The 26,344-nt window shown below is 41.5% G+C and carries 26 protein-coding genes and 4 tRNA genes; 15 read left to right on the top strand and 15 right to left on the bottom strand.

Annotated elements, in window-relative coordinates; all coding sequences use genetic code 11:
• Both AC0KVP_RS04840 and AC0KVP_RS04835 read right to left on the bottom strand, forming a co-directional pair.
• Positions 1-753: an electron transfer flavoprotein subunit beta/FixA family protein gene (locus AC0KVP_RS04840; protein WP_005400499.1), complete on the bottom strand. Its 753-nt coding sequence runs from the start codon at positions 751-753 to the stop codon at positions 1-3.
• Positions 754-1,235: 482 nt separating this feature from the next.
• The gene (locus tag AC0KVP_RS04835; protein ID WP_234964680.1) at positions 1,236-1,841 is read right to left on the bottom strand and encodes a LysE family translocator; all 606 of its coding nucleotides are present in this window, start codon (positions 1,839-1,841) and stop codon (positions 1,236-1,238) included.
• Between the two features lie 114 nt (positions 1,842-1,955).
• Between AC0KVP_RS04835 and AC0KVP_RS04830 the strand changes: the two genes are divergently transcribed.
• Together AC0KVP_RS04830 and AC0KVP_RS04825 are read left to right on the top strand one after the other, a co-directional pair.
• Complete coding sequence (locus AC0KVP_RS04830) at positions 1,956-2,450, top strand: Lrp/AsnC family transcriptional regulator (RefSeq protein WP_004695793.1); 495 nt, start codon at positions 1,956-1,958, stop codon at positions 2,448-2,450.
• Positions 2,450-3,055: a GNAT family N-acetyltransferase gene (locus AC0KVP_RS04825; RefSeq protein WP_473339348.1), complete on the top strand. Its 606-nt coding sequence runs from the start codon at positions 2,450-2,452 to the stop codon at positions 3,053-3,055. Before AC0KVP_RS04830 ends, AC0KVP_RS04825 begins: the two co-directional genes overlap by 1 nt.
• On the opposite strand, the gene AC0KVP_RS04820 is transcribed toward AC0KVP_RS04825, so the two are convergent.
• The 6 genes from AC0KVP_RS04820 to AC0KVP_RS04795 form a co-directional block, all read right to left on the bottom strand.
• On the bottom strand, positions 2,982-3,380 hold the full coding sequence (locus tag AC0KVP_RS04820) for a hypothetical protein (RefSeq protein ID WP_017397046.1): 399 nt from the start codon (positions 3,378-3,380) through the stop codon (positions 2,982-2,984). The two genes, AC0KVP_RS04825 and AC0KVP_RS04820, sit on opposite strands and share 74 nt — an antisense overlap.
• 339 nt (positions 3,381-3,719) lie before the next feature.
• Positions 3,720-4,631, bottom strand: coding sequence for a tyrosine recombinase XerC (locus tag AC0KVP_RS04815; protein WP_473340421.1), 912 nt, complete (start codon positions 4,629-4,631; stop codon positions 3,720-3,722).
• Between the two features lie 153 nt (positions 4,632-4,784).
• Complete coding sequence (dapF, locus tag AC0KVP_RS04810; protein WP_148825688.1) at positions 4,785-5,630, bottom strand: diaminopimelate epimerase; 846 nt, start codon at positions 5,628-5,630, stop codon at positions 4,785-4,787.
• Positions 5,631-5,636: 6 nt separating this feature from the next.
• Positions 5,637-6,887, bottom strand: a complete 1,251-nt coding sequence (gene lysA / locus AC0KVP_RS04805) for a diaminopimelate decarboxylase (protein ID WP_473339346.1) — start codon at positions 6,885-6,887, stop codon at positions 5,637-5,639.
• A gap of 32 nt (positions 6,888-6,919) precedes the next feature.
• Complete coding sequence (locus AC0KVP_RS04800) at positions 6,920-7,144, bottom strand: hypothetical protein (RefSeq protein WP_004982578.1); 225 nt, start codon at positions 7,142-7,144, stop codon at positions 6,920-6,922.
• Positions 7,145-7,277: 133 nt separating this feature from the next.
• Entirely contained in the window at positions 7,278-8,681 is a 1,404-nt protein-coding gene (locus AC0KVP_RS04795; RefSeq protein WP_004695775.1) for an amino acid permease, read from the bottom strand.
• A 331-nt stretch (positions 8,682-9,012) separates the two neighbouring features.
• Between AC0KVP_RS04795 and AC0KVP_RS04790 the strand changes: the two genes are divergently transcribed.
• The 3 genes from AC0KVP_RS04790 to AC0KVP_RS04780 all read left to right on the top strand — a co-directional run bounded on the left by AC0KVP_RS04790 (position 9,013) and on the right by AC0KVP_RS04780 (position 12,991).
• Positions 9,013-10,374 carry an alanine/glycine:cation symporter family protein gene (locus AC0KVP_RS04790; protein WP_178928171.1) on the top strand — a complete coding sequence of 454 codons (1,362 nt, stop codon included), beginning with the start codon at positions 9,013-9,015 and terminating at the stop codon, positions 10,372-10,374.
• 144 nt (positions 10,375-10,518) lie between these two features.
• Positions 10,519-11,910 carry a DNA repair protein RadA gene (radA, locus tag AC0KVP_RS04785; protein WP_195728162.1) on the top strand — a complete coding sequence of 464 codons (1,392 nt, stop codon included), beginning with the start codon at positions 10,519-10,521 and terminating at the stop codon, positions 11,908-11,910.
• Between the two features lie 118 nt (positions 11,911-12,028).
• Complete coding sequence (locus tag AC0KVP_RS04780) at positions 12,029-12,991, top strand: Tim44 domain-containing protein (RefSeq protein WP_004982589.1); 963 nt, start codon at positions 12,029-12,031, stop codon at positions 12,989-12,991.
• Between the two features lie 491 nt (positions 12,992-13,482).
• On the opposite strand, the gene AC0KVP_RS04775 is transcribed toward AC0KVP_RS04780, so the two are convergent.
• On the bottom strand, positions 13,483-14,661 hold the full coding sequence (locus AC0KVP_RS04775; protein WP_473339342.1) for a S1C family serine protease: 1,179 nt from the start codon (positions 14,659-14,661) through the stop codon (positions 13,483-13,485).
• 168 nt (positions 14,662-14,829) lie between these two features.
• On the opposite strand from AC0KVP_RS04775, the gene AC0KVP_RS04770 reads away from it, so the two are divergent.
• From AC0KVP_RS04770 to AC0KVP_RS04735, 8 genes are all read left to right on the top strand, one after another.
• Positions 14,830-15,588 carry a Nif3-like dinuclear metal center hexameric protein gene (locus tag AC0KVP_RS04770; RefSeq protein WP_473339341.1) on the top strand — a complete coding sequence of 253 codons (759 nt, stop codon included), beginning with the start codon at positions 14,830-14,832 and terminating at the stop codon, positions 15,586-15,588.
• A gap of 345 nt (positions 15,589-15,933) precedes the next feature.
• A complete protein-coding gene (locus tag AC0KVP_RS04765; RefSeq protein ID WP_473339338.1) occupies positions 15,934-16,554 on the top strand; it encodes a superoxide dismutase in 621 nt (206 codons plus the stop codon).
• Positions 16,555-16,763: 209 nt separating this feature from the next.
• Positions 16,764-17,390, top strand: coding sequence for a superoxide dismutase (locus AC0KVP_RS04760; RefSeq protein ID WP_010327236.1), 627 nt, complete (start codon positions 16,764-16,766; stop codon positions 17,388-17,390).
• A gap of 144 nt (positions 17,391-17,534) precedes the next feature.
• A tRNA-Asn gene (locus AC0KVP_RS04755) sits at positions 17,535-17,610 on the top strand.
• Positions 17,611-17,614: 4 nt separating this feature from the next.
• Positions 17,615-17,690: transfer RNA gene (locus tag AC0KVP_RS04750), tRNA-Asn, on the top strand.
• Positions 17,691-17,884: 194 nt separating this feature from the next.
• Positions 17,885-17,960, top strand: a tRNA-Asn gene (locus AC0KVP_RS04745).
• A gap of 288 nt (positions 17,961-18,248) precedes the next feature.
• Positions 18,249-18,324, top strand: a tRNA-Asn gene (locus AC0KVP_RS04740).
• 41 nt (positions 18,325-18,365) lie between these two features.
• The gene (locus AC0KVP_RS04735; RefSeq protein WP_473339335.1) at positions 18,366-18,845 is read left to right on the top strand and encodes a DUF2726 domain-containing protein; all 480 of its coding nucleotides are present in this window, start codon (positions 18,366-18,368) and stop codon (positions 18,843-18,845) included.
• 1 nt (position 18,846) lies between these two features.
• Here the strand turns inward: AC0KVP_RS04735 and AC0KVP_RS04730 are convergent, their stop codons facing one another.
• The 6 genes from AC0KVP_RS04730 to glnA form a co-directional block, all read right to left on the bottom strand.
• Positions 18,847-19,077, bottom strand: coding sequence for a hypothetical protein (locus tag AC0KVP_RS04730; protein ID WP_473339332.1), 231 nt, complete (start codon positions 19,075-19,077; stop codon positions 18,847-18,849).
• 99 nt (positions 19,078-19,176) lie between these two features.
• Positions 19,177-20,517 (bottom strand): alpha/beta hydrolase family protein, encoded by a 1,341-nt coding sequence (locus AC0KVP_RS04725; protein ID WP_224468630.1) that lies wholly within the window; start codon positions 20,515-20,517, stop codon positions 19,177-19,179.
• Between the two features lie 107 nt (positions 20,518-20,624).
• Positions 20,625-21,506: a 4-hydroxybenzoate octaprenyltransferase gene (ubiA, locus tag AC0KVP_RS04720; RefSeq protein WP_473339328.1), complete on the bottom strand. Its 882-nt coding sequence runs from the start codon at positions 21,504-21,506 to the stop codon at positions 20,625-20,627.
• The gene (locus tag AC0KVP_RS04715) at positions 21,503-21,988 is read right to left on the bottom strand and encodes a chorismate--pyruvate lyase family protein (RefSeq protein WP_473339326.1); all 486 of its coding nucleotides are present in this window, start codon (positions 21,986-21,988) and stop codon (positions 21,503-21,505) included. Before AC0KVP_RS04715 ends, ubiA begins: the two co-directional genes overlap by 4 nt.
• Positions 21,989-22,070: 82 nt before the next feature.
• Entirely contained in the window at positions 22,071-22,346 is a 276-nt protein-coding gene (locus tag AC0KVP_RS04710) for a hypothetical protein (RefSeq protein ID WP_201953687.1), read from the bottom strand.
• 90 nt (positions 22,347-22,436) lie between these two features.
• On the bottom strand, positions 22,437-23,852 hold the full coding sequence (glnA, locus tag AC0KVP_RS04705; RefSeq protein WP_005400480.1) for a type I glutamate--ammonia ligase: 1,416 nt from the start codon (positions 23,850-23,852) through the stop codon (positions 22,437-22,439).
• A gap of 842 nt (positions 23,853-24,694) precedes the next feature.
• Between glnA and AC0KVP_RS04700 the strand changes: the two genes are divergently transcribed.
• The gene (locus AC0KVP_RS04700) at positions 24,695-25,279 is read left to right on the top strand and encodes an anthranilate synthase component II (protein WP_004695699.1); all 585 of its coding nucleotides are present in this window, start codon (positions 24,695-24,697) and stop codon (positions 25,277-25,279) included.
• Between the two features lie 16 nt (positions 25,280-25,295).
• A complete protein-coding gene (gene trpD, locus AC0KVP_RS04695; protein ID WP_005400478.1) occupies positions 25,296-26,342 on the top strand; it encodes an anthranilate phosphoribosyltransferase in 1,047 nt (348 codons plus the stop codon).
• The last annotated feature ends 2 nt before the right edge of the window (positions 26,343-26,344 follow it).

Genomic DNA, 26,344 nt, shown 5'->3' with positions numbered 1-26,344 from the left:
TTAGATCACTTTCGCTTCATTTTTTAGTTTTTCTACAAGTTCGTCTACAGACTTCACTTGTACGCCAGCTTTACGTTCAGCAGGCGCTTCAACTTTAACTGTTTTAAGTTTAGTTGTTGTAGAAACACCAAAATCAGCAGGAGACTTCGTATCCAGCGGTTTTTTACGCGCTTTCATGATGTTTGGAAGAGCAGCATAACGTGGCTCGTTCAAACGTAAGTCAGTGGTGATGATCGCTGGAAGTGCAAGTTCAACAGTTTGTAAACCACCGTCGATTTCACGAGTTACTTGTACTTTGTCGCCATCAACTTTAACTTCAGAAGCAAAAGTACCTTGACCTGCACCTAAAAGCGCACCAAGCATCTGGCCGACTTGGTTAGAGTCATCATCAATTGCTTGCTTACCAAGAAGAATCAACTGAGGTTGTTCAGCGTCAACAACGCCTTTCAACACTTTCGCAATTTCTAAAGCACCCAGTTGGCTGTCATCAGCTTCAACTAAAATACCGCGGTCAGCACCAAGCGCCATTGCAGAACGGATTTGCTCTTGCGCTTCTTTAGGACCAATAGAAACAACGATGATTTCTGAAACAGTTCCTTTTTCTTTTAAGCGAACCGCTTCTTCCACTGCGATTTCACAGAATGGGTTAATTGACATTTTAACGTTGGTTAAGTCAACACCACTGTTGTCCGGCTTAACGCGAACTTTAACGTTGGCATCAACCACACGTTTTACAGCAACAAGAGCCTTCATGTAATCCTCGGCTGTTTTAGCAAATGTAAATGTTGAGAAAAGTTAGTTTAACTCTTCACTTAAATTTTTTTAGGTGCCCTATCTTGCAATGTGTACGGCATTTCGGTCAAGTCACAATTCACCAAAGAGCTGTAAAAATGCGTAAATTTAGCTGAACGACGCGTTCATACTTTTTTGTACGCACTATATTTGCACAAAATCGCACTCAGATTAAGTTATGATTTTTATTATATTTTTATCTGATTTACATTATTCAAAGATTTGATTTCTTTTCTCTAATATTCACCATCAAATAGATTATTGACTGTCTGTTCACATCTTTATCAGGCTTCACAAATCTGTCATTTAAGATAGATCACACAGCCTTAGATTCAAATACTCATTATTCTAGATATACGATGACACAATATTGCTGCTTTATTAACCATTCTAAAAAACTTCCTCAAAAAAAAAGCATGCCATTTTGACATGCTTCTCTGAGTTTAATTGGCAATCAGCCATGTCGCGGCCAATGCCAGCAAACCACCTGAAGTACCATCAATCCATTTTTGTTTACGTTCATCTATTGGGGACTTCTGTGTCAGTTTTGCAAAAACCAGACTCAAACTACAGTAGACCACAAAAATCATCGCGATAAAAAGTAAAGATAAAATCAAACCTTGACTGACAGTGTTGGCAGATTTGTCGATAAATTGCGGCAAGATCGCAAAATAAATAAGCATACCTTTGGGATTTAATAGTGCGGTAAAAAAGCCTTTTTTGATCGGGTTATTTTCCGTTTTTCGGTCTAGTTGCAATTTTTTAGTACTAAAAACCGACTTTAATAAACCAAAGGCCAAATACAACAAATATGCAATGCCTAACCAGCGGATGGTTTCAAATAAAAGCGGGAAAGACACAATAATGGCAGCAATACCCAAAGCCACTAAAATTGAATGTAGTAAATAGCCTGTACATACGCCGACAGTCGCCATCATGCCTGCTTTTGCATCTTTGCCCATAACTTGAGACAAAATAAATAACATATCTGGCCCAGGTGTAAAAATCAGCGGCAGCACGGTCAGTGCAAAGAGTACATATACAGACATTTCCTTTCCCCTTTCATTCATTAGAAAGTGAAAATTAGTATGTGCGAAATAATACAAAATTGGCTTTCAATTTATTCTATAATAAAACGTATTTTTCAAATTATATTCTAAGATATGAAACAATCACCAAAGTCTGTGCGCATAAAACTTGACCGTATTGATAAAAATATCATTCGCCACTTACAAGACAATGGCCGTATTCAAAATAATGACTTAGCACGAGAAATCGGTCTATCACCGTCTTCATGCCTAAGACGCGTCAAACTATTAGAAGAAGCAGGTGTTATTCAAAATTATACTACAGTGGTCGATCCACAAAAAATTGGCCTTCAACTGATTCTGTTCTCGCGTATTTGGCTGGTCGGTCAAGATGCCGAAACCATCGACACCTTTATTGAAGCCATGAAAGAGCTCCCTCAAGTCATGGAATGCTACATTATTTTAGGGGAATGCGATGCAATGCTGAAAGTTGTAGTACCTGATTTAGAAAGCTATCGTGAGTTCCAATCCACACATTTGACCAAAAAGAATGGCATTACCAGTGTCAAAACAGACTTACCAAGTCAAATCATTAAACAAAGTTTCCAACTCCCGCTTGATGAAATCTAATGTCAGCACATTTAAATTTTGCGATAGAAACAGTGCGTTTACGTCTAAGAGCTTGGCGCGCAGATGACTTTCCTGCATTTGCACAGTTAAATGCCGATGCTCAAGTGATGCGTTATTTTCCTCATCCACTCACGCAAACCGAAAGCGATAATCTTGCGCAAAAGTTTCAGCAATTCATCAATCAAAATGGTTGGGGCTTTTGGGCAGTCGAACTGAAGCATAGTCAGGAGTTCATTGGATTTACAGGCTTACATGCTCAACCTGAGTGCTTTGATTTTTCACCCTGTGTCGAAATTGGTTGGCGATTGGACTCGAAGTTTTGGCATCAGGGTTATGCCACAGAAGCTGCACAGGCTTGCCTATATTTTGCTTTTTCGGTTTTAAAACTGGATGAAGTTGTTGCTTTTACCGCAGTTCAAAATAGGGATTCTGAAGCGGTAATGAAACGTCTCGGCATGCAACATCGTGGCTATTTTAATCATCCTAAACTCGATCAAAATAGCCCACTGCTTCGACATACACTCTATGCCATTAAGCCAACTGACTTTCTAAAAAATCACGATGAATATGACTTAAATCAATCAATTCATATTGTCCAAGATTAAAAATTTTCCAGACTTCAAGAAAGTCGTCTTTTAAATCAATGCTATTTGAGGGCTGTGCAGTCGCTTGCCACTGTAAATCGGAAATCCATAAATAGTATTGCCCAGTCTCTGCATTAAAAGCCTGAACTTTACCTGCTGCATTGACGCCTTGAACAAATGCATTTTCAGGCAGTACAGGTTCAATATTGGCTAAACTAATTTCAACAAAGTGTTTGACCTGACGCAAACCATAGCCCGCAAAAATTTCTTTTTGCGCGGAGCTGAGTTGATCATACTTTGCTTGTATATCTGAAATCATATACTGACCTATTTTCACATTTGTCATCTTCAATATAAGCTTAAATCTACCGTTTCATTAAACTGGAACATTAAGCCCATCCTCTTTTAAGTTTATACTCTATTTTTTGCCGATTTATTATTCTACAAAAGTTCATAATCACACTTTTTCCAACAAAAGTGAGCGATCATTGCTATTTATTGATCAAGTTGATTCAAGCAAGAGTAAGTAAAGCAAGAATAATGCCGAATCTCACAGATGCCCTAGTGCGTACAATAGTTATCTACGGATGTGTTTACGCCGTTTGTTCTGACCTTTGGCATATAACCTAAAACACAGTGCTATAGTGCATGCATTCTGTGACACTATTTTTAAAGTATGAATGAACTAATTTTTCACCTTTTGCTGTGCTCGTGGATGTGTCTGATCATACACTTGAGCCAGTCTGTCAAAATCGACATGGGTATAAATTTGGGTGGTACTTAAGTTACTGTGGCCTAACATTTCCTGCACTGCGCGCAAATCACCACTGTTTGACAGCATGTGACTAGCAAAACAATGACGGAGTAAATGCGGATGCAGATCGATATTTACGCCTGCACGCTGTGCCTGAAACTTGACCCGATTTTCAATCTGGCGCATCCCCAAAGGATTGCCCTTTTGAGTAATAAAAACTTGTGCATCGGGCACAAAATCACCATTCCACAGCGGATAAATGCTCAGCCATTTCATTACTGCATCTTTGGCTTTAGAACCAAAAGGCACAACCCGAGTTTTATTACCCTTACCTGTAATACGCAGTAACTGTCGGTTAAAGTCGATATCTTTAATTCTTAAGCCTTGCACTTCCGCTAAGCGTAATCCACTGGAATAAAGCAGCTCAAGCAAAGCTTTGTCTCGATACCACATTTGCTGTTCGACTTCTTTCTCAGGCAAGGCCTGATCCAAAATTTGATTGATGGTTTCAATATCCACTAGCCCTGGTAAAGGGCGAGGTTTACGTTTAAGTTGAAAGTCATCGGCAGGATTAAATGCCAAATGTTGCCCCTGCTCAGCCCATTTCATAAACTGACGAATAGAGGACAACATCCGCTGTAAACTACTGGAGCTCAACTGTTGATGTTCAACTTTTTGCGCAATAAATTCACGTAAATCTGTGGCTTCAACATCGCCCAACTCAAGCTTTTTCTGTTCGCAAAACAACAGAAAATCAGACACATCTCGTTCATAAGCCTGCAAAGTATGGGCAGACTGATTTTGTATTTCTCGTTGTTTTAACCACATCGCGAGCAGTTGCATGGGCTCAAAAGTCACAAGTCAGCCTCTATAGTTCTATTAGGTGAAAGATTGATTGGCTTTTGCATAGTAGCACTGTCTCAGCTCGTTATATGTCTATTTCATTTTTCATAAAAAAAGCACTGACGAATCAGTGCTTCTTATGTAAGGCTAAACTTAGTTTTGATAGTAACTCAGATCAATACGTCCTTCATAGACATTTGAGGTTGGACCCGTCATCCAAACGACATCACCTTCACGCCATTCGATATGCAACTTACCACCTGCCAATTCAATTTCAACAGACGAATCGAGTAAACCACGGCGCATACCTGAAATCGCAGCTGCACAAGCTCCTGTTCCACAGGCCAAGGTTTCGCCCACACCCCGTTCAAACACACGTAAACGCGCATGCTTTTCATCAATAATTTGCATAAACCCAGCATTCACACGCTGTGGAAAACGCTCATGCGATTCAACCTGAGGGCCTAAACGCGCAACATCAGCTGTAATCACGTCGGGAACGATAGTAACTGCATGAGGGTTACCCATATTAACCACATCAATGGTCAATTGCTCATTGTTCGCCAAAGCAATGTCATACAAAGTTTCTGGTGCATCCGCAATAAATGGAATTTCCTGCGGCAAGAACTTTGGATAGCCCATATTCACACGTACCCAACCATTTTGACCGAGTTCGGGTTCTACAATTCCAGCCTTGGTTTGTACTTTAATCTTGGTCTTTGTAGTGAGTTGGCGCTCATGTACAAAACGTGCAAAGCAGCGCACGCCATTACCACATTGTTCAACTTCAGAACCATCAGCATTGAAAATACGGTATTTGAAGTCGACATTGGGTAAATCAGGTGGCTCAACAATCAACAACTGATCAAAACCGATGCCGAAATGACGATCCGCCAAGCGCTGAATCGTGACAGTATCAAGGAATGCTCTTTGGCTGATTAAATCAACCACCATAAAGTCATTGCCTAGGCCATGCATTTTGGTAAATTCTAATAACATCTTGAATTATCCTTCAGGCAATAAACGTTCTTTGTCCCAAAGCGATTCAATGGTTTCACGCTCACGAATCAAATGTGCGTTTTCACCATCCACCATCACTTCAGCGGCACGACCGCGACTGTTGTAATTTGAACTCATGACAAAACCATAAGCGCCAGCACCCAATACAGCCAGTACGTCATTTTCTTTGAGTGCAAGCACACGCTCTTTCCCTAAGAAATCACCTGTTTCACAAATCGCACCAACCACATCCCACTCTTTTTCCTCGACATCTGAACGCGGTGTAACGGGCTGAATATCCATCCATGCTTCATACAGTGCAGGACGAATCAAGTCGTTCATGGCTGCATCAATAATCGCAAAGTTACGGTGAATAGTCGGTTTGAGTAAATCTACTTTGGTCAGTAGTACCCCTGCATTTGCCGAAATACTGCGTCCTGGTTCCATATACACTTTCAAGCCCAATTTTTCTAAAGCGGGCTTCATTGCATTGGCATATTCAAAAACGGTAGGCGGCACTTCATCTTTATAGGTCACGCCTAAACCACCACCAATATCGATGTGTTTCAGCTGAATACCCATGGTTTTAAGCTGATCGATCATCACAATCACGCGATCTAGCGCATCCACAAAAGGCTGTGTTTCGGTCAACTGGGAACCAATATGGCAGTCAATCCCAATAATGTCTAAATTCGGCAGCGTTGCAGCATATTTATAGGTTTCAAACACCGTATCAGACGGAATCCCAAATTTATTTTCTTTCAAGCCTGTTGAAATATAAGGATGCGTTTTCGCATCTACATCTGGATTGACGCGCAATGAAATGGGTGCTTTTTTGCCGAGCTTCGCTGCAACTTTTTGAATACGATCCAGTTCTGCGTGAGACTCTACATTGAAGCATGCAATACCCACTTCTAATGCTTTTTGAACATCAACCTCAGTTTTACCTAAACCCGAAAAGACAATTTTAGAAGCATCACCACCCGCCTTTAGTACACGAGCCAGTTCTCCACCGGTCACAATATCAAAACCCGCACCGAGCTTCGCAAGGACATTCAATACCGCAATGTTTGAGTTCGACTTGACCGCAAAACAAATTTGATGATCGATAAAGTCAAAAGCACGATCCATCTCTGTAAAGTGTTTTTCAAAAGTCGCTTTTGAATAAACATACAGTGGTGTACCAAATTGCTGCGCAAGCTGTTGCAGCGAGCATTGCTCAGCGTGCAAAACCCCATGATTGCGGGTAAAACTCATGAATGTATCCTTTCTATGAAGCGTTTAAGGTATTAAGGTTGATTGGTTTCAACTGAAGGTGCAGCAAACTCTTGCTTCACGGGCGCTGTATCTTCCTTTTGTGCAGACGGCTTAGATGCTGCGTCTTTATAAAGCAAATATTTCGCTCGCTTGTCGTAGTTTGGATCATTTGGCATATGTAATGTACCAGACTGACCACAACCGACGAATGCAGTACTCATCACCAAGACACTGATGCAGCAAATGACAGAACGCATCTGATCACCTATTTGATATTTTGAAGAAGTATAACCTGATCAACATACATGACCAAACCACTAAGCGCTAAAGATTATAGTGAGTTAAAAAAAAACGCCAGTTAAAGACTGGCGTTTTTCTCAATCGCATCGATTATTTATGTTTCGGTTTGTAGAAACCAAAATAACCAATAATCAAAATGATGAACCAAATTGGACTCACCATTAAAGCTTTCATGGTATCTGCTTCTAGTGATAACACATAGATCACGCCAATGAAGAAAACAATCACAAACCAACAGGTAAACAGACCACCCGGTAATTTAAAGGTCGATTTTGCATGTAACTCTGGACGTGTTTTGTAATACACAATGTAGCTCCAGATAATCATAATCCAGACGCAGATAAACAAAATCGTCGACAGTGTAGTTGCCAAAGTAAAGGCTTCAACAGTATTTGGTACAAAGTACTGCAGTGCAGCACCTAACAGTAAACAAATTGCTGAAAAGTACAATGCATTTGCAGGAACAGCGCGCTTGTTTAAATGCCCAAATGCTTTTGGCCCTTGATCTTCACGAGACAAACCAAACAACATACGCGACGTTGAAAACACGCCACTGTTCATTGATGACATCACAGAAGACAATACCACCAAGTTCATGATGATTGCTGCTGCTGCAATACCCGCTTGACTAAACAAGTTCACAAAAGGCGAAACCGCAGGATCAATCACGTTCCATGGAGTCACAGACATTACAATCACTAAAGACAATACATAGAAAACAATGATACGAATTGGAATCGAGTTCACCGCTTTAGGCAAATTCTTTTCTGGGTCTTTGGTTTCAGCAGCCGTGGTACCGACCAGCTCTACACCTACAAAGGCAAAGATCGCAATTTGGAAACCAGCAAGGAAGCCTGTCACGCCTGTTGGGAACATTCCGCCATGTGACCAAAGATGACTAAATGATGCAATTTCACCCGTCGTTGAAGTGAACCCTGTAAAGATCATCCATAAACCAACGGCAATCAACACCACAATGGCAATAATCTTAATTAGTGCAAACCAGAACTCTAGCTCACCAAACAGTTTCACCGTGACCAAGTTCAAGCCCATGATGAACACAATGGCCGCAACACTGATCATCACCCCTTCCCCAGGTGTGAACGGCATCCCTCCATTAAAGAACTGAAGGTAATAAATAATAGCTGATAAGTCCGCAATACCAATCGTGATCCAACATAACCAATAGGTCCAGCCAACGAAATAGCCTGCCCACGGCCCAATCAAATCGGTAGAGAAATCGATAAACGATTTGTACTTCAAGTTAGACAGCAGTAATTCGCCAAGCGCGCGCATGACCAAAAACACCATAAAACCAATAATCATGTAAATGATTAAAATAGATGGCCCAGCGAGACTAATCGTCTTCCCCGACCCCATAAATAAACCTGTACCAATCGCACCGCCAATCGCAATGAGTTGTAAATGGCGGTTGGATAAACTCCGTTTTAAATCACCTTGTTCAGAGGTCGATTCTGTATTTTCTAAACTCATTCTTGATGTCGTCTTTTATTTCCAGTCGCCAAAATTACCCGAAAAGAACAAAAAAATAAAAATAAAATTGTATTAATCTATATTTTCAACATCTTTTGAAAAGTTAATTAATTTTTCTTATATTTAACACGACAAAGGACACGTAAAAGTTCCTGTTGAAAAAATCAGCAAAACACTTGTCAAAAATAAATTTCCGTGTAACAAATACAATAAGACTAAAAATCAATAAAAAATCGTGCAGGAAGCATGACTGTGGCATATCAATTGCTTAATAAAACTCAAAATTTTTCTAGAAATTTCAAGTTTTAAAACATAGAGGACTAAAAGAAAAATGAATACACAAAGTTTACAAACTTTTATGGAAACCATCAGTGGTTGGGTCTGGGGACCCTATATGTTGGTCCTCATTGTCGGAACAGGGGTATTCCTCACATTACGCTTGTTCTTCTGGCAAATCCGCATGTTGCCTCTGGCCTTTAAACAAGTATTTGGCAAACATGACCAAGCACATTCTCATACTGGAGATATCTCGCACTTTGCATCCCTCATGACGGCACTCTCTGCCACCATTGGTACGGGTAATATCGCCGGTGTTGCAACCGCTTGTGTCCTTGGTGGCCCAGGTGCGGTGTTTTGGATGTGGATGACAGCACTATTCGGTATGGCAACCAAATATGGTGAAGGCGTACTGGCAGTTAAATACCGAATCAAAAATGAAAAAGGTGAAATGTCTGGCGGTCCAATGTACTACATTGAACGCGGCCTAAAATGGAAATGGTTAGCCCTGATTTTTGCACTATTTGGCACCTTGGCGTCTTTTGGGATTGGCAGTTCAGTACAATCCAACACAGTTGCGCTCGCTGTTGAAAACAGTACGGGAGTTGCGACATGGATCACAGGTATCGTCATTACGGTATTCTCCGCTTTGGTTATTTTAGGCGGGATTAAATCTATTTCTAAAGCCGCTTCTTTCATCGTACCGATTATGGCGATTGGCTATGTCCTCGGTGGCCTCATTATTATCTTCAACCATCTTGAACTCGTCATGCCTGCACTTGAACTGATCTTCCGTGATGCCTTTACGGGTGAAGCTGTAGCAGGTGGTGCAATTGGTGCCGTCATTCGTTACGGTGTCGCTCGTGGCGTCTTCTCAAATGAAGCAGGCATGGGTTCAGCACCCATTGCTGCCGCTGCTGCAAAAACCGACCACCCTGCACGTCAAGGCTTAGTCTCAATGACAGGTACGTTTATCGATACCATTATCGTCTGTAGTATTACAGGGATCGTTTTGGTTATGGGCTTTATTATGGCGGGCAATAGTTTTGGTGGCGAAACAGGCGCGGTATTAACTACCCATACTTTTAACCAATTACTGCCGGGTGTCGGAGGCTGGATCGTGACTTTTGGTATTGTATTCTTCGCTTACTCCACCATTTTAGGTTGGTGCTATTACGGCGAAAAATGCTGTACTTATTTACTCGGTGAAAAGTATGTTCTGCTGTACCGTCTCATTTACATCGCATCAGTCTTTATTGGTTGCGTAGCATCACTTGATTTAGTCTGGCTATTTGCCGATACCTTTAATGGTTTAATGGCGGTTCCAAACTTAATTGCCTTGTTATTGCTGTCGACGGTGATTGTGAAAGAGTCGCGTGATTTTGTCGAAAAACGTAAATCAGGTGAGTTGTACTAAGGCTATTTTCAAAGCATATTTTTTAAAATCTTCAATAGTTAAGCCACCTTCGGGTGGCTTTTTGATTCAGAGCATTCATTTCAAATCCAATCCTCTGTATGCTGTTGAACCATCGAATACTCCAAATAGTGCATCAAATAAAGCATGGCAAAAGCAAAAAGTGTTTACCGCTGTGAACAATGTGGCGCTGACCATTCAAAATGGGCGGGCCAATGTTCTGAATGTGGAGAATGGAATAGTCTGGTTGAAGTCAATATTGCACCTGCAGTCACACATCGTGCGCAGCCCAAAATGGGGGGCGGCTATGCAGGTCAAGCTGCTGCTATTACCACCTTAAATCAAATTTCAGTTTCACATGAGACTCGATTGGCTACAGGAATTGGTGAGTTTGATCGTGTGCTTGGCGGTGGTCTCGTCACGGGTTCCGTGGTGCTGATTGGCGGTGATCCGGGCATCGGAAAATCGACCATTTTATTGCAAACGGCAACGCATATGGCCGCGGCCAACAGTGCGGCATTGTATGTCACAGGTGAAGAATCACTCTCTCAAGTGGCTTTGCGTGCAAATCGTCTTGATCTGCCTACAGATAAACTCAAAGTCATGGCAGAAACCTGTGTCGAGCGGATATGTGAAATGCTTGCCCATGAGCGTCCAGCTGTGGCAATTTTAGATTCCATTCAAACCCTATATACCGAAACACTCCAGTCAGCGCCGGGCGGCGTTTCTCAAATTCGCGAATCTGCTGCTTTACTAACACGTTTTGCTAAAAATAGTGGCACAGCCTTGTTCATCGTCGGACACGTCACCAAAGAAGGTGCACTGGCTGGTCCACGTGTGCTTGAACATATGGTCGACTGTGTTCTGTACTTTGAAGGTCAGTCCGACTCACGTTATCGGATGATTCGAGCTGTTAAAAACCGTTTTGGTGCAGTCAATGAACTCGGGGTTTTTGGCATGACCGATAAAGGATTAAGAGAAGTGGCGAATCCTTCAGCCATTTTCTTAAGTCGTTATGATGAAGCCATTGCGGGCTCAATCGTGATGATCAGCCGTGAAGGCACACGTCCTCTGTTGGTTGAGGTTCAAGCTTTGGTTGATGATGCACATGGTCAACCGCGCCGAGTCGCCTTAGGTTTAGAACAAAACCGTTTAAATATGCTCTTGGCGGTAATGCATCGCCATGGTGGCGTGCAAACATCTGGACAAGATGTCTATGTCAACGTTGTCGGTGGTTTAAAAATCACGGAAACAGGCTCTGACTTGGCCGTCTTATTGGCCTGTGCCTCTAGCCTGCGAGGTAAAGCGCTGCCACAACAACTGGCTGTTTTTGGTGAAGTAGGGCTCTCCGGGGAAATTCGCCCAGTCCCCAATGGACAGGAACGCTTAAAAGAAGCCATTAAACATGGCTTTAAGTACATTATTCTACCGCGAGGCAACGCACCGCAAAAAGACATTGCTGGGGTGAAGGTCATCGCTGTGGCGCGCTTACATGAGGCACTCACTGAAGCCATGAGCTTAAGTGATGAACTCAACTAAGCTAAATTCCATTCATTTGGATTTCTCATAAAATAAACACGTTTTTTATTGAAATTTAGGCTGAAAGACTGCATAAAGGTAGAGTTAAAATTTATTTTTTATAGAGTAGGAAAATTTGATGGAAGTTCGACAGCGTGGTTTGATTGCTGGTTTTTTAACAGCGGCTCTTTTAGTTGCACCCTTAGCCGCAGAAGCTAAACGTGCAGGTGGTGGTAAAAGCCACGGCATGAGCCGTCAAGCTGCACCAACTCAGTCTTATCAACAACCTCGTCAAGCAACTCCAGCTCAACAACCGACCGCGCCCGCTACAGCTCCAGCTAAATCTGGTCCAGGCGTCGGTGGTATGGTTGCGGCTGGTGTAGCGGGTGCTGCAATTGGTGCTGTAGCTGCAAATGCATTGGCAGATGATAACTCTGCTTCTCAAGCGCAAGCACAGGAAGAAAAAGGTGGTATTCCGAGCTGGATTTGGATTCTTCTTGCCGCTGCTGTTGCCTTCTTCATTTTCCGTAAAATGGGCGCAAAAAAAAAAGTAGCTCCTAATCCATACGCGCCAAACAATGGTTCAACTCAAGCACCGTTTGGCCAACAAGCTGCACCACGTACATCAAATGACAACAGCAATATTTTTGGTCAGTCTGTAGGTGGTTCAGCTGCGGCACCACAAAACAATGCACCTTTTGGCGCTGCCTATACCAATAGTGGTAGTCAGCTGCCAGACGGTACAGAACCTGCGGCTTTCTTACGTATTGCTCGTCAACGTTTCAATCATATTCAGTCAATGAACACGGCAAGTAACATTTCTGAAATTCAGCGTTACTTAACACCTGATCTTTACCAGTCTATGTATCAAGACATTATGGCGAATCAAGATCAAGATGTAGCTGAGTTTTCAAACCTTAATGCGATGGTTGCGGACTCTGCGACAGAAAATGGCCAATACGTGGTTAGCGTACGTTTTACTGGTACAGTAAGTGAAGATCTCAACAGCTTACCGCAACCTTTTGCTGAAGTTTGGCACTTTGTAAAACCAGCGGGTTCTACCCAAGACTGGCTCGTTGCGGGTATCCAACAAGAAGCGTAATTTCCAGATATATAAAAACAGCGACTTCGGTTGCTGTTTTTTTGTGCCTGATCAATCCGCCTGTCGATTCAACCGAGTCATCAGCGACTCGCATATATAAAAAACCATTCAAAACGATAACAGCAATGGTTTTCCTAAAAGTTACGCTCAACATTTCCTAGAAGGAAAACTTATCATCTATGTTAAATAAGAATCACACAAAGAGACTACACAAGGCATCCTCAGTCATACACCTTCTTTTAGCTTCGACCTATACCTCCACACAAATAAGTTCATCGCGTTATGAATGCTTGATGCGAATGGGCGATATTTAAAAATAAGTGAGCTTTGATTTTCAATTAAAACTGAGATCATCATTTACCAATCTTAGGCATTTAAAATGCACAAGGTTTCCTACTGATCATGCTCTGCATTTAATATTCACACTGTAAATCATCTACTCATAAAAAATACCTCTATAAAGAGGCATTTTTTATTTACGTTTTTTAGTCTTATTCAGGTAATGGAATAAATTGAGAGTCCTGATTTTGCTCTTTTCTTTCCCCAACAACCACAGCAACATCTAAAGGTTTGCCATCGCGCTCAAGTGAAATCTGAATGGTGCTATTCGGCGGTTGTAGAGCCACAAAATTAATCAAATGTGAGGTTGAAGTAATCACTTCATCATTCACTTTCACAATCTTGTCGCCTTTCTTTAAACCAGCTTTTGCAGCAGGTCCCGTTTTTAACACGTCCGCGACAACCACACCTGGCCCTTTAGGCTCTAAGATATTGACTTGTTCAACAGGCAATAAACTGATACCTAGCCAACCACGTACCACACGACCATCTTTAAGAATGGAGTTCAGTACTTGCTGGCAAATTCTTGCAGGAATGGCAAAGCCAATACCTAAAGATCCACCTGACTGAGAGAAAATTGCTGTATTAACACCAATCAAATTACCCGCCACATCAATCAAAGCACCGCCAGAATTACCGGGATTAATTGCAGCATCGGTTTGAATGAAGTCTTCATAAGTGTTAATACCTAGGTCAGAGCGTCCTGTAGCAGAGACAATACCTTGCGTAACCGTTTGCCCCACACCAAATGGGTTACCAATGGCCAAGACCACATCACCCACTTCGTTGCCACTTAACTTAAAAGGTAAAACAGGCAGGCTCGCCAGCTCAATTTTAATCACAGCCAAATCAGTATCGGGGTCGGTACCAATCACTTTTGCCACTGCACGACGGCCATCTTGTAATGCCACAACAATTTGATCGGCTTGAGCAATCACATGATTATTCGTCAAAATATAACCATCAGGGCGAACAATCACACCTGAACCCAAACTGTTTTCATTTTTATTTTGGCTAAACTGATCTGGAATTTGATTGCCAAAAAATTCACGGAACGCAGGATCATTGAGTAATGGATGGTCAAGTTGTTTGACTTTTTGCGTGGTAAAAATATTCACTACTGCTGGTGCAGCCACTTTCACGGCGGCACTATAAGAAACCACCCCACCGGTACGCGTGGTGTTAATTAAAGGCTCCACCTTTTCAGCAGGCATCTTAATCCCATCGGACGCCACAGGCGCTTTTGGCTTTTGGTACTGCTGCCAAGCAAAAAATCCAGCAATGACTAAAATGAGTAATACCCAAGGTAACCAGGAAAAGGTCCTGCGCACGATTTCACCCTCTAAAATGTTTTAATTCATTGATGACTAAGTAATTTATGCCTATTGTAAAGCGAAATTCAAACCGAAGCACAAAAATAAGCAAGAGTTTTGTCATGCTTTAGTTACAATAAACAATAGGTTCCGATGTAATCAATTTAAAAGAGTTTTTGAGTCGATATGGCAAAATTACAAGACATTATTCAGTGGTGTGATCAAACCCTTAAATCATCTGAGTTTAAGGACTATGCACCGAATGGCCTTCAAATTGAAGGAAAGACCGAAGTGCGTAAAATTTTAGCTGCTGTGACTGCATCGCAAGATGCCATAGATGCCGCGATCCGAGAAAATGCGGATCTTTTACTGGTGCATCATGGTTATTTTTGGAAAGGTGAAGCCTATCCCATCACAGGTATGCGCGGTAAACGGATCAAGAGTCTGATTCAACATGACATTTCTTTGTTGGCATATCACCTCCCCCTCGACAGCCATCCGAGTCTTGGAAATAATGCAGCGATTGCAGATTTGCTCGAACTGGAACGTATTGAAGCGCTTGACCCATCTGAGCGTCATCCTATTGGCAATATTGGTTATTTAAACCAGCCCATGCCTGTGGAAGAGTTTAAAAAGTTTGTATCTGAGAAATTAAAATTCGATGCCATCCATCTTCCTGCGGACAGGACCATGATTGAAAAAGTCGGTTTTTGTACCGGTGGTGCACAAGATTTTATTGTAAAAGCCGCTGAACAAAGCTGTGATGCCTATATTTCAGGTGAAGTCAGTGAACGTACCTTCTATGAAGCCAAAGAATTAGGCGTACATTATTTTGCTTGTGGGCATCATGCGACTGAACGCTATGGCGTGCAGCGATTAGGTCAAGCCATTTCAGAACAATTTGATATTGAGTATGTATATTTCGAGTTAAACAACCCGATCTAAGCAATCACGGGGATGAAACTGCTTTCATCCCCGTTCTTTCAATGCGCTTATATCGCATGGCATCCAACATCACGTCCATTTAAGCAACTTATTAATTTTTAAAATATTATTCCTAGCCTTTCGTATTTTTAACTCAAAATATAGCATCAGTTCAAAAACGCTTTGCATCTCATTCTTGTTATACATACTGAACTTCCAACCCAATATGAACAATAAAACTTGCTACCTTTCATCTCAAAATTGCTAATAATAAGAATATTGATTCTCATTAACTTTTAGGTGGATAATGAAACTGCTTTAAAAAATCCCAATAAAACAATTTTGATGATTAAAGGAATCAAACACATGGCTTATTCTTTACCCGCTCTTCCTTATGCCTATGACGCACTCGAACCTAATATTGATGCGAAAACGATGGAAATTCACCACAGTAAACACCACCAAACCTACATCAACAACATTAATGGCGCGATTGCAGGCACAGAATGGGAGAAACTGTCTGTGGAAGATTTGGTTGCCAAAGTCAATGAAGTCCCTACTGATCTTAAAAATATGGTGATCAATAATGCAGGCGGTCATGCCAACCACTCACTGTTTTGGACGGTCATGAGTCCACAAGGTGGTGGGCAACCGACTGGAGCTGTGGCAAAGGCTCTTGATGAGCAACTTGGTGGTTTTGATGCTTTTAAAGAGGCATTTACCAAAGCCGCGATTAGCCGCTTTGGCAGTGGTTGGGCATGGCTGAGCGTGACACCTGAACACAACCTAATTGTTGAAAGCAGTGCAAATCAGGATTCCCCACTGATGCACGGTCATACCCCTATTCTCGGTTTAGATGTATGGGAACATGCGTATTATCTAAAATACCAAAACCGCCGTCCTGAATATATCAATGCCTTTTATAATGTGGTCGATTGGGATGAAGTAAATCGCCGTTACCATGCTGCATTACAGACTAAAAATTAATTACACACCTCAATCCATCTAGAGCTTAGAGTCTTTTAAAATGAACATATTCTGTACGAAAGACTCTAACGATATCTTGTGTATCGTATATGTCTCCTTGCGAAATTTTTTGCATATTTTGTGTATTAAAAGACTGCCCTATTGTCTATAGAATCATTTACAATAAATGCACTTAAAGTAAAACCCAGCAAATCTGCAAGGAATGAAACATGACAACCATTACTTTACCTGCACTTCCATATGGCTACGAAGATCTTGCTCCGCACATCAGCAAAGAAACTTTAGAATTCCACCACGACAAACACCACAATACTTATGTTGTTAACCTAAACAACCTAATCAAGGGTACTGACCTTGAAGGCAAAACTTTAGAAGAAATCATCACAGCTTCTGCTGGTGATGCATCTAAAGCAGGTATCTTCAATAACGCAGCACAAGTTTGGAACCACACATTCTATTGGAACTGTATGGCTAAAAACGGTGGTGGTAAAGCAACAGGTGCTTTAGCTGCTAAAATTGATGAAGCATTCGGTTCTTACGAAAAATTCGCTGAAGAATTTGCTGCTGCGGCTACAACTCAATTCGGTTCAGGTTGGGCTTGGTTAGTTGCTGACGAAGTAAATGGCAACCTTTCTATCCTTAAAACTTCAAATGCAGACACTCCACTTGCACACGGTAAAGTTGCAGTGTTAACCATTGACGTTTGGGAACATGCTTACTACATCGACTTCCGTAATGCGCGTCCTGTTTACATCAAAACTTTCCTTGAAAGCCTTGTAAACTGGGATTATGCAAACGCGAAATATGCAGGTCAAGCTGCTGGCGTTGAAAAATAAGATTCGCCTTGTTTAAAAAACCGCTCTTTTTGAGCGGTTTTTTTGTTTTTGCTGCCTAAACGCATATTTATAAAGCAAACAATTCATTTCTCAATATTTTTTGCTTGACCCATTTTCCTTTCCTCCCTAAAATGCGCATCAGATTCTCCAATAGCTCAGTCGGTAGAGCGACGGACTGTTAATCCGCAGGTCCCTGGTTCGAGCCCAGGTTGGAGAGCCACTATTCTTCCATAGCTCAGTCGGTAGAGCGACGGACTGTTAATCCGCAGGTCCCTGGTTCGAGCCCAGGTGGAAGAGCCAAGATTCTAAAAAGCCCAAGCATCATGACTTGGGCTTTTTTATCGCTCATTGTTTTGATTCACACCCTATACCCTTCTGGTATACAGCCATGACATATCAAATTGTTTATAAAAAAAACATTTAATCTAAAATTCGACTTTTTTTAGCATTGTAACTTGACCGATGTGTAATTTTCTCTATACTGCATTTCAGATTCTCCAATAGCTCAGTCGGTAGAGCGACGGACTGTTAATCCGCAGGTCCCTGGTTCGAGCCCAGGTTGGAGAGCCAAATTTTAAAAAGCCCAAGCATTATGACTTGGGCTTTTTTCTATCTATAAAAACGACATTCACCCATACGTAAAACCAATCTCTCAAAATCACTCCAAAGCAGCTTTCCATACAGGCTCTTCTCAGCTTGAATCTCCCAAATCTTTCCATGGAAAACCCAAAAGACTGAATCAAATCGCATCAATAAAAGCTAAACCGTTTATTTTTAAATCATTTAAAGCAGATTATATAAAAATATCAGACCAAGGACTTGACCCTTTGAGCTTTGCCACATAGAATGCGTGCAGATTCTCCAATAGCTCAGTCGGTAGAGCGACGGACTGTTAATCCGCAGGTCCCTGGTTCGAGCCCAGGTTGGAGAGCCAAAATTCTAAAAACCCACTCCATGCGAGTGGGTTTTTTCTTTGTGCTAGAAAATATTGTGTTCGATCTAAGTCAAATCATCTTTTTTATCATCGGCTGCTTCGCCACTATTACGTTAGTGATGATGCTCTACCCTGACCTGTTTCGCCGTAAACAAAAGTTTTATGCCAAACACGTCATTACGCCATTTGAACGTAAAATGTTTATTCGCTTAAAAGAAGCCTTTCCACGCCATCATGTTCTAGCTCAAGTTTCATTTAGTTCACTGATTACCAGTAACCACTATAAAATACGAGCCAAATTTAACCGTAAAGTCACCGATTTCGTTTTATTAGATGAACAATTAGCAGTCGTGGTGATTATTGAACTCGATGATCCGTCCCATATCGGCAAGGAACAAGAAGATGCAGAACGTGATGCCATGCTGAATGAAGCAGGTTACATCGTTCTGCGTTTTACTGAAATTCCAAGCATTCGCCAACTGCATAAACACATTGGTATCACGCCTGCAATGCGTGCTTGAATTATTTTGAGACCGCCCTGCTCGCTTCCTGCTGTGTGAATTGCTTTTCGGCAGCCAATTTTTCTTGAATATGCTGCTGTTGTTCTTCTTTAATACGCTGATATTCCGCTTGGTTTTTTGCATCACTTTTTACCGCTAAAAAAGCAATCCCTAAAATAAGCAATGGAATCACAATACCAAGACTCGCCAAAAACATCACTTTCGGCGTTAGTTTTTGAGTTGATTTCGTCATAGCCAGCCTATTTCCAATATCTAGATTTTGATGGGCCAATACTATAACAAAAAAAGAGCCTCAATCATGAGGCTCTGTCTTCAGTTTAAATGGTTAATTTTATGTCGGTGCTATACCTGTACAATTTTCATTGGTGCTGGCATCTTTTTGTGCATCAGTTAGTACAATACCCGTACCTGCAGCCATATGGGTCTGAATAAAGTCTACAGCCTCCGCATTCCGACAAACTATGGCTTGGGTATGAGATGCACCCATAACTGGATCAAGTGTCACATCTGGTGAACCCAATGTTTTCAAGTTTGCAACCAAAGCTTGGGTAATTGGATAGGGTACATTTGTATCTGCTGTGCCTTGTATTACATAAACTGGTTTATCAATTCGTTTAGTACCTGGCTGACTACTGATTAAGAAGTTTTTTACGGTTTCATTGGTCGCAAACACACTAGTATCTAAACCAGGATAATCCATGACTTTTTTATCAGAATTTGCTGTCATAAACTGAATAATATCGTCTTTAAATTTATTAATTAGACTTAGACTTGGGTCATTATCATTGTCTAAACACAGACCATTATCCCCTGTTGAACCTTCTGCAAACTCAGCCAAAGATTTGGCACGTGATTGGAAAATATCTTGATAATTAAATCGCGGCTCATAAGCTTTAATACCCACCCCTGTTAACGCTGCATAAGCCAATAAGGTTGCATAAGTATCCACTGATGTTCGATATGCTAAAGGGACATTAGCTGCTGTTTCACGAGCTTCGATGTCTGCCAATGCAGCAGGCGCAACCTCAAGAATAATTTTACCCAAACTCGAAGCTGGTGCGCCTGCCACAGCACCTTTATAGGTTGCATCTGTATTTGCGTATTCTGCGGTCGCTAATGAGGCATGCCCTCCTTGAGATTGCCCCACAGACATCCACGCACCATTCAACTGCTTACCATAATGATCTTTTGCCGCTTGCACAGCAGAAAGCGCTGACTTCGCAGCACTAGATAAGTTTAAATATGGATGAATCCCTGGTGTGCCCAAACCCTCATAATCTGGCGCCACAACCACGTAGCCAGCAGCTAGTAGACTGTCTGCTAAAATTTTAAAACGCGGGTGAATCATATTATTACTTGGTGCACAACTATCACCAACCCCAACCGTGCCGTGCTCCCAAACCACTACGCGATAACCATCTGTAGGCGGTGCTACTTTAGGGAACATCACCAGCGCCGTTGCTTTTGCGGTCTGACCTTGAACATTTTCCATGTTATATGTCATTACCTTAATAGAAGCTGCGGTGCTTAATGTGTCTTCTGAATAGGTACTTTCAGAAACATAGGTCTGTTTTTGATTTGAAGCGGGCGAATCATCATCGTCATTACAAGCAGTTAAAGACAGCATTGAAACGGCAACTGTAAGGGCTAATGCTATTTTCGAGCGTTTCATAAAATATCCTTTTATTCGTTGTTTTTTTAAGCATGAAACTACATGCCATTTTATTAAGACATAAAAAAAGCGCCCTGTATAGGACGCTTTTCAACCAAACAATCACTTTAAATAATTAATTCTAAAAAGATTCCAGAAAAAATAATAAATCCCACCCAACGATTGTGACGGAATGCCCAAAAACAATGCTGTGGATCTCTGTTTTTGGTTTTTGACCATTGATAAATAAAATCAGCCACGACTACAAGCAATGCGATTAAACCCAATGGCATCAATAAATTTTCAAGGTAAAGCGCCGTACCGATCAAAATCACACTCATCGCCTGTAAAAGTGCAATGATTTGAATATCAAAACGACCGAACAAAATGGCTGTCGACTTCACCCCAATTTTTAAATCATACTCACGGTCGGTAATCGCATATTGAGTATCGTACGCCACTGTCCAAGCCAGATTGCCAAAATACAGCAACCAACAAGTTAAATCTAATGGTTTGCCCATGGCCGTAAAGGACATAGGAATTCCCCACGAAAAGGCCATGCCCAAAACAACCTGAGGTAAATGGGTATAGCGCTTCATAAAAGGATATATAAAAGCGAGAAAAAGCCCGCCTAAAGCACAATAAAACGTTTCAATCGGTAGAAATAACAACATACAAGCACTAGCAAAGACTAAAGCTAGAAACACATAAATGGCTTCTTTGGCTGTGATAATTCCTGTTGCTAAAGGCCGCGTTTTCGTGCGCTCTACATGCGCATCGACCTTACGATCAGCAAAATCATTAATTGCACACCCAGCCGCACGCATAAATATCGTGCCAAGTACCATCGGAATCAAAATACCCATTGGCGGTATGCCCTCTGCGGCAATCCACAGTGCCCACATGGTAGGCCAGAACACCAATTCTGTACCAACAGGCTTATCAAAACGACATAAGTAATAATAGGCTTCTAAACGTTCACGCCAAGTAATTTGATGCGCAGTTGTCATGACTGTCCTTCAAATGCTGAATTCTGCTTTTGCAAAAATTGCTCAAAACTCGCTAAAAAGGTTTCTTGAACAATAAACTTGCAGCCGTGCCAAGTATAACAGCTCTGTCTAGTCCAGCCATCTTCTAGCCAAATCACACGACGTTCACATGCTGGATTGGTGCGCTGAAACAAGAACCAACCAATCGGTTTTTTACCAATATGTTTAAAAAGCCGTGCACGGCCTTGCAAACTTAAGATCGGGAAAATGCTTTTGGCTTTGACCCAAGGCTCTGCATCACTGCCATATAAAAAACTTTCTCGCACCCATGACGTATGCTGAAACGGCATACCCATCCATTTTGCATCGATAAACTGAAGACGCTGAAAATGCTCTTTGGTCGGTTGAACCCTAAACGCTCCATCAGCCAAATCAGTCAGTTGCTGAGTAAGTGAACCTGAAGCATATAGCCATGTTTTCAGTTCAGCTGGAATCTGCTGCATAAGCCTACCTGTACCATTGATTTACTGTGCGCTTAAACGCTTTTTGAGTTATGAAGAATGTATTCAATTGCAAGATCAATCTTTAGCAATTATCTGTTTTTGCAATGGTTTCAAATTTACCTTGCGGAGTTTTTACCAAAATAAAACCTTCAGCACTCAAGTAAAAACTTTGAGGATAATCATAATCCAGTGCTAATTCTGGGCTTTTCAATGCAACAAATTCTGCCTGCTTGTAGCCTTCAGAGGTGCGACCAACTTCGATATAAGTCACCATCGAAAAATTTAGCTTAAAGCCTTTGTCGTGATCTTTAGGGTCAATCCAAGGATAAAAACTGGTGTGCTTTTTACGCTGTGCCATTGCTCTCATCAATTTTTTTTCAAGTTAAACAGATGATACAAAAAAACCCGCGACTAGCGCGGGTTTTTTACAGTGAAATTCAGTTCAGAATTACAAGCTATAGTACATATCAAATTCAACTGGGTGAGTTGTCGTGTTCAAACGACGCACTTCTTCAGTTTTAAGTTCGATATATGCATCAAGCATTTCTTTAGTGAATACACCACCTTTAAGAAGGAACTCGTGATCCGCTTGAAGCGCTTCAAGAGCCATATCTAGGCTGTGCGCAACTGTAGGGATTTTCGCTTCTTCTTCAGGAGGAAGGTCGTATAAGTTTTTATCAGCTGCTTCACCTGGGTGAATCTTGTTTTGGATACCATCAAGACCCGCCATTAACAATGCAGCGAAACCTAAGTACGGGTTCATCATTGGATCTGGGAAACGAGCTTCGATACGTTTGCCTTTCGGGCTAGAAACGTAAGGAATACGGATAGAAGCAGAACGGTTACGTGCTGAGTAAGCCAACATAATCGGCGCTTCGAAGTGTGGAACTAAACGCTTGTACGAGTTTGTAGATGGGTTCGTAATTGCGTTCAATGCACGAGCGTGTTTAATTACACCACCGATGAAGTAAAGCGCCATTTCTGAAAGACCAGCGTATTCATCACCAGCAAACAAGTTCTTGCCATCTTTAGAGATCGACATGTGAACGTGCATACCAGAACCGTTATCACCAACCATTGGCTTAGGCATGAAAGTCGCAGTTTTTGCATATTGGTGCGCAACGTTCCAAACCGCATATTTGAACTGTTGTACTTCGTCTGCTTTACGAACCATTGTGTTGAAGCTTACACCAATTTCTAATTGGCAAGAAGCAACTTCATGGTGATGTACTTCTACACGACCTGGGCCCATGATGTCTTCAATACGCGCACACATATCAGCACGCATGTCATGTGAAGAATCAACTGGAGGAACTGGGAAGTAACCACCTTTAACACGTGGACGGTGACCAGAGTTTCCGCCTTCGTAGTCTTTGTTTGTTGACCAAGCAGCTTCTTCAGCAATCAATGTATGGCGCGCGCCAGACATATCAATTTCCCATTTTACTTCGTCAAATACGAAGAATTCTGGTTCTGGACCAAAGAATGCAGTATCACCAATACCTGTCGATTTTAGGTATTCTTCAGCACGGCGAGCAATCGAACGCGGGTCACGGTCATAACCTTGACCAGTTGATGGCTCAATAACGTCACAAGTAACAACTACTGTCGGCTCAGCGAAGAACGGGTCGATAAAACCAGTTGCAGCATCTGGGCGTAAGATCATGTCAGATGCTTCAATGCCTTTCCAACCAGCAATAGAAGAACCATCAAACATTTTACCGTCTTCAAAAGTATCTTCGTCGATAGTATCTGCTGGGTAAGTTACGTGTTGTTCTTTACCCTTAGTATCCGTAAAACGGAAATCGACCCATTTTGCGCCACTTTCTTGGATGAGTTGTAGGACCTTGTTCGCCATGCTCATTTTGCTCCGATGAATTTTTGTTGCACTCTTTAGTGCGTGTTAGTAGTTGGTTGTTCTAAAGCAATTACCGTACCAACTTTAAAAAGCTTAGCTAAAATGTTGAATTCATTATCAGAATAACAGTTTTAAGCTGTTTGCTTTGGCTCTATTATACTGAGCTAAAAAGTAAATGCACCATATTCAAGCATGCTTCTTCACATTTAATCTAAAAGATTTTGAGTGTGGATCATAATGGTGCATTTTTAAATTTCACTGGTCGATTTACACCCATTTTTTATAAATTAGAGTGCTGTTTAAGCTGTTATTTTCGCCTTGATTTGACTTCAACACCTCATATTACGGCGTGCGATACACCTAAAATCAAATATAAAGAACATAATTAATTGTTTTTATTTGACTTTATTAGAAGTTAAAACCTCGTCATTCAAACCTATATAAAGCCGAAATCTCAGATGTGACTAAGCAAATAAAGATGCTCTGTTTTGGTGATATTTGGTGAGTTTTTGGCTCACAACATCAGAAGATATTCTTTTTATATTCATTAAATATGCATGCTTCATGACATTTACACATAGTCCACGAGGTTTCTCGTTAGGATTTGAATCTGAGATATTCATAAACTCTATATCAGTTAGTAACAAAACCCATTGTAATTTTTAGACCCACAAAAAAATGTCGCGCCCTAGCTGTGTATTTTTTGCTATGATAATTTCGGTTTTGTGCCTCCATTCAAGTCATTGAATGAGAAAAATAATTTACTTATAGCTTTATAATGTAAACGCACGAATACCATAGGACTCTTCACGCACATTTATGTGCATAAATTTCAATAGGTTAAGCTCATGCTTTTAATGATCGACAACTATGACTCTTTTACATACAACATCGTCCAATATTTTGGCGAGTTAAATCAAGAAGTAAAAGTAGTGCGTAATGATGCCGTGACATTGGAAGATATTGAGCGATGGCAACCTAAGTATCTTGTGATTGGCCCTGGTCCATGCTCACCTTCGGAAGCAGGAATTTCCATTCCAGCCATTCAGCATTTTGCTGGAAAAATTCCATTATTAGGGGTGTGCTTAGGACATCAGGCCATTGGTCAAGCATTTGGCGGTGAAATCATTCGTGCCAAAAAAGTGATGCATGGGCGTTTGTCTGACATGCACCATTCCAATAAAGGCATTTTTAGCGACCTCCCTTCTCCTTTTTCAGCAACGCGTTATCACTCACTGGTGATTGATCAAGAAAGCTTGCCTGAATGCTTAGAAGTGACTTGCTGGACCAATGAAGCCGACGGCTCAATTGAAGAAATCATGGGTGTAAAGCATAAGACGCTTGCCGTTGAAGGCGTGCAATTTCACCCTGAATCAATCTTGAGTCAGCATGGCCATCAAATCTTTAAGAACTTTTTAGAAATTTACGCATAAATGAGTGCAGTGAAAAATGAATATGCAGCAAGCTTTAAATAACATCACTAAAAATATTGAGTTGACGCAGCCGCAAATGGAAGACGTCATGCGCACCATCATGAATGGTGAAGCAACAGATGCCCAAATTGGTGCACTGATGATGGGTCTTCGCTTAAAAGGTGAAAGTATTGATGAAATTACCGCAGCGGCTCGTGTCATGCGCGAGTTTGCCATCAAAATTGATGTCAGTGATGTGCCTTATTTAGTCGATATCGTCGGTACAGGTGGTGACGGTCAGAACTTATTCAACGTCTCGACTGCATCTGCTTTTGTGATTGCAGCGGCAGGTGCAACCATTGCTAAACATGGTAACCGTGGTGTTTCAACCAAATCAGGTTCCTCAGACTTGTTAGAACAAGCAGGCATCCAACTTGACTTAAACATGCAACAAACTGAACGCTGTATCCGTGAAATGGGCGTAGGTTTCTTGTTTGCCCCGAATCATCACAAAGCGATGAAATATGCGGTTGGCCCACGTCGTGAATTAGGCATCCGCAGTATTTTCAATTTACTTGGCCCGCTTACGAATCCGGCTGGAGTAAAACGTCTAGTGATTGGGGTGTTTTCGACTGAATTATGCCGTCCTATTGCAGAAGTGATGAAACAACTGGGGGCTGAACATGTCATGGTGGTTCATTCTAAAGATGGTTTAGATGAAATTAGCCTTGCATCAAGCACCTATGTGGCTGAACTCAAAAATGGCGAAGTCACCGAATGGGAGATTCAACCTGAAGATGTTGGAATCGAATCACAAACTTTAACAGGTTTAATCATTCAAGATTCTGCTGAAAGTTTAAGCCTAATCAAAGATGCCTTAGGTAAAAACAAATCCGATAAAGGTGAAAAAGCAGCCAACATGATTGCTTTAAATGCAGGTGCCGGTCTGTATGTCTCTGGACTTTGTACCAGCTATAAACAAGGCGTGGCTTTAGCACATGACATCATCTACGGCGGACAAGCTTTAGAAAAGATGAGCATCCTTGCTGAATTCAGCAAAACCCTTAAACAATACGACGCTTGATA

It is taken from the genome of Acinetobacter sp. DL27 (assembly GCF_055810995.1).
The sequence above is the reverse complement of the archived record's forward strand: the minus strand, read 5'-3'. Positions and strand labels throughout refer to the sequence as shown.

What these genes read in the sequence shown, in the direction of transcription:
- AC0KVP_RS04840 (WP_005400499.1), bottom strand. Translation starts at nt 753, where the DNA reads ATGAAGGCTCTTGTTGCTGTAAAACGTGTGGTTGATGCCAACGTTAAA.
- AC0KVP_RS04835 (WP_234964680.1), bottom strand. Translation starts at nt 1,841, where the DNA reads ATGTCTGTATATGTACTCTTTGCACTGACCGTGCTGCCGCTGATTTTT.
- AC0KVP_RS04830 (WP_004695793.1), top strand. Translation starts at nt 1,956, where the DNA reads ATGAAACAATCACCAAAGTCTGTGCGCATAAAACTTGACCGTATTGAT.
- AC0KVP_RS04825 (WP_473339348.1), top strand. Translation starts at nt 2,450, where the DNA reads ATGTCAGCACATTTAAATTTTGCGATAGAAACAGTGCGTTTACGTCTA.
- AC0KVP_RS04820 (WP_017397046.1), bottom strand. Translation starts at nt 3,380, where the DNA reads ATGACAAATGTGAAAATAGGTCAGTATATGATTTCAGATATACAAGCA.
- AC0KVP_RS04815 (WP_473340421.1), bottom strand. Translation starts at nt 4,631, where the DNA reads ATGCAACTGCTCGCGATGTGGTTAAAACAACGAGAAATACAAAATCAG.
- dapF (WP_148825688.1), bottom strand. Translation starts at nt 5,630, where the DNA reads ATGTTATTAGAATTTACCAAAATGCATGGCCTAGGCAATGACTTTATG.
- lysA (WP_473339346.1), bottom strand. Translation starts at nt 6,887, where the DNA reads ATGAGTTTTACCCGCAATCATGGGGTTTTGCACGCTGAGCAATGCTCG.
- AC0KVP_RS04800 (WP_004982578.1), bottom strand. Translation starts at nt 7,144, where the DNA reads ATGCGTTCTGTCATTTGCTGCATCAGTGTCTTGGTGATGAGTACTGCA.
- AC0KVP_RS04795 (WP_004695775.1), bottom strand. Translation starts at nt 8,681, where the DNA reads ATGAGTTTAGAAAATACAGAATCGACCTCTGAACAAGGTGATTTAAAA.
- AC0KVP_RS04790 (WP_178928171.1), top strand. Translation starts at nt 9,013, where the DNA reads ATGAATACACAAAGTTTACAAACTTTTATGGAAACCATCAGTGGTTGG.
- radA (WP_195728162.1), top strand. Translation starts at nt 10,519, where the DNA reads ATGGCAAAAGCAAAAAGTGTTTACCGCTGTGAACAATGTGGCGCTGAC.
- AC0KVP_RS04780 (WP_004982589.1), top strand. Translation starts at nt 12,029, where the DNA reads ATGGAAGTTCGACAGCGTGGTTTGATTGCTGGTTTTTTAACAGCGGCT.
- AC0KVP_RS04770 (WP_473339341.1), top strand. Translation starts at nt 14,830, where the DNA reads ATGGCAAAATTACAAGACATTATTCAGTGGTGTGATCAAACCCTTAAA.
- AC0KVP_RS04765 (WP_473339338.1), top strand. Translation starts at nt 15,934, where the DNA reads ATGGCTTATTCTTTACCCGCTCTTCCTTATGCCTATGACGCACTCGAA.
- AC0KVP_RS04760 (WP_010327236.1), top strand. Translation starts at nt 16,764, where the DNA reads ATGACAACCATTACTTTACCTGCACTTCCATATGGCTACGAAGATCTT.
- AC0KVP_RS04730 (WP_473339332.1), bottom strand. Translation starts at nt 19,077, where the DNA reads ATGACGAAATCAACTCAAAAACTAACGCCGAAAGTGATGTTTTTGGCG.
- AC0KVP_RS04725 (WP_224468630.1), bottom strand. Translation starts at nt 20,517, where the DNA reads ATGAAACGCTCGAAAATAGCATTAGCCCTTACAGTTGCCGTTTCAATG.
- ubiA (WP_473339328.1), bottom strand. Translation starts at nt 21,506, where the DNA reads ATGACAACTGCGCATCAAATTACTTGGCGTGAACGTTTAGAAGCCTAT.
- AC0KVP_RS04715 (WP_473339326.1), bottom strand. Translation starts at nt 21,988, where the DNA reads ATGCAGCAGATTCCAGCTGAACTGAAAACATGGCTATATGCTTCAGGT.
- AC0KVP_RS04710 (WP_201953687.1), bottom strand. Translation starts at nt 22,346, where the DNA reads ATGGCACAGCGTAAAAAGCACACCAGTTTTTATCCTTGGATTGACCCT.
- glnA (WP_005400480.1), bottom strand. Translation starts at nt 23,852, where the DNA reads ATGAGCATGGCGAACAAGGTCCTACAACTCATCCAAGAAAGTGGCGCA.
- AC0KVP_RS04700 (WP_004695699.1), top strand. Translation starts at nt 24,695, where the DNA reads ATGCTTTTAATGATCGACAACTATGACTCTTTTACATACAACATCGTC.
- trpD (WP_005400478.1), top strand. Translation starts at nt 25,296, where the DNA reads ATGAATATGCAGCAAGCTTTAAATAACATCACTAAAAATATTGAGTTG.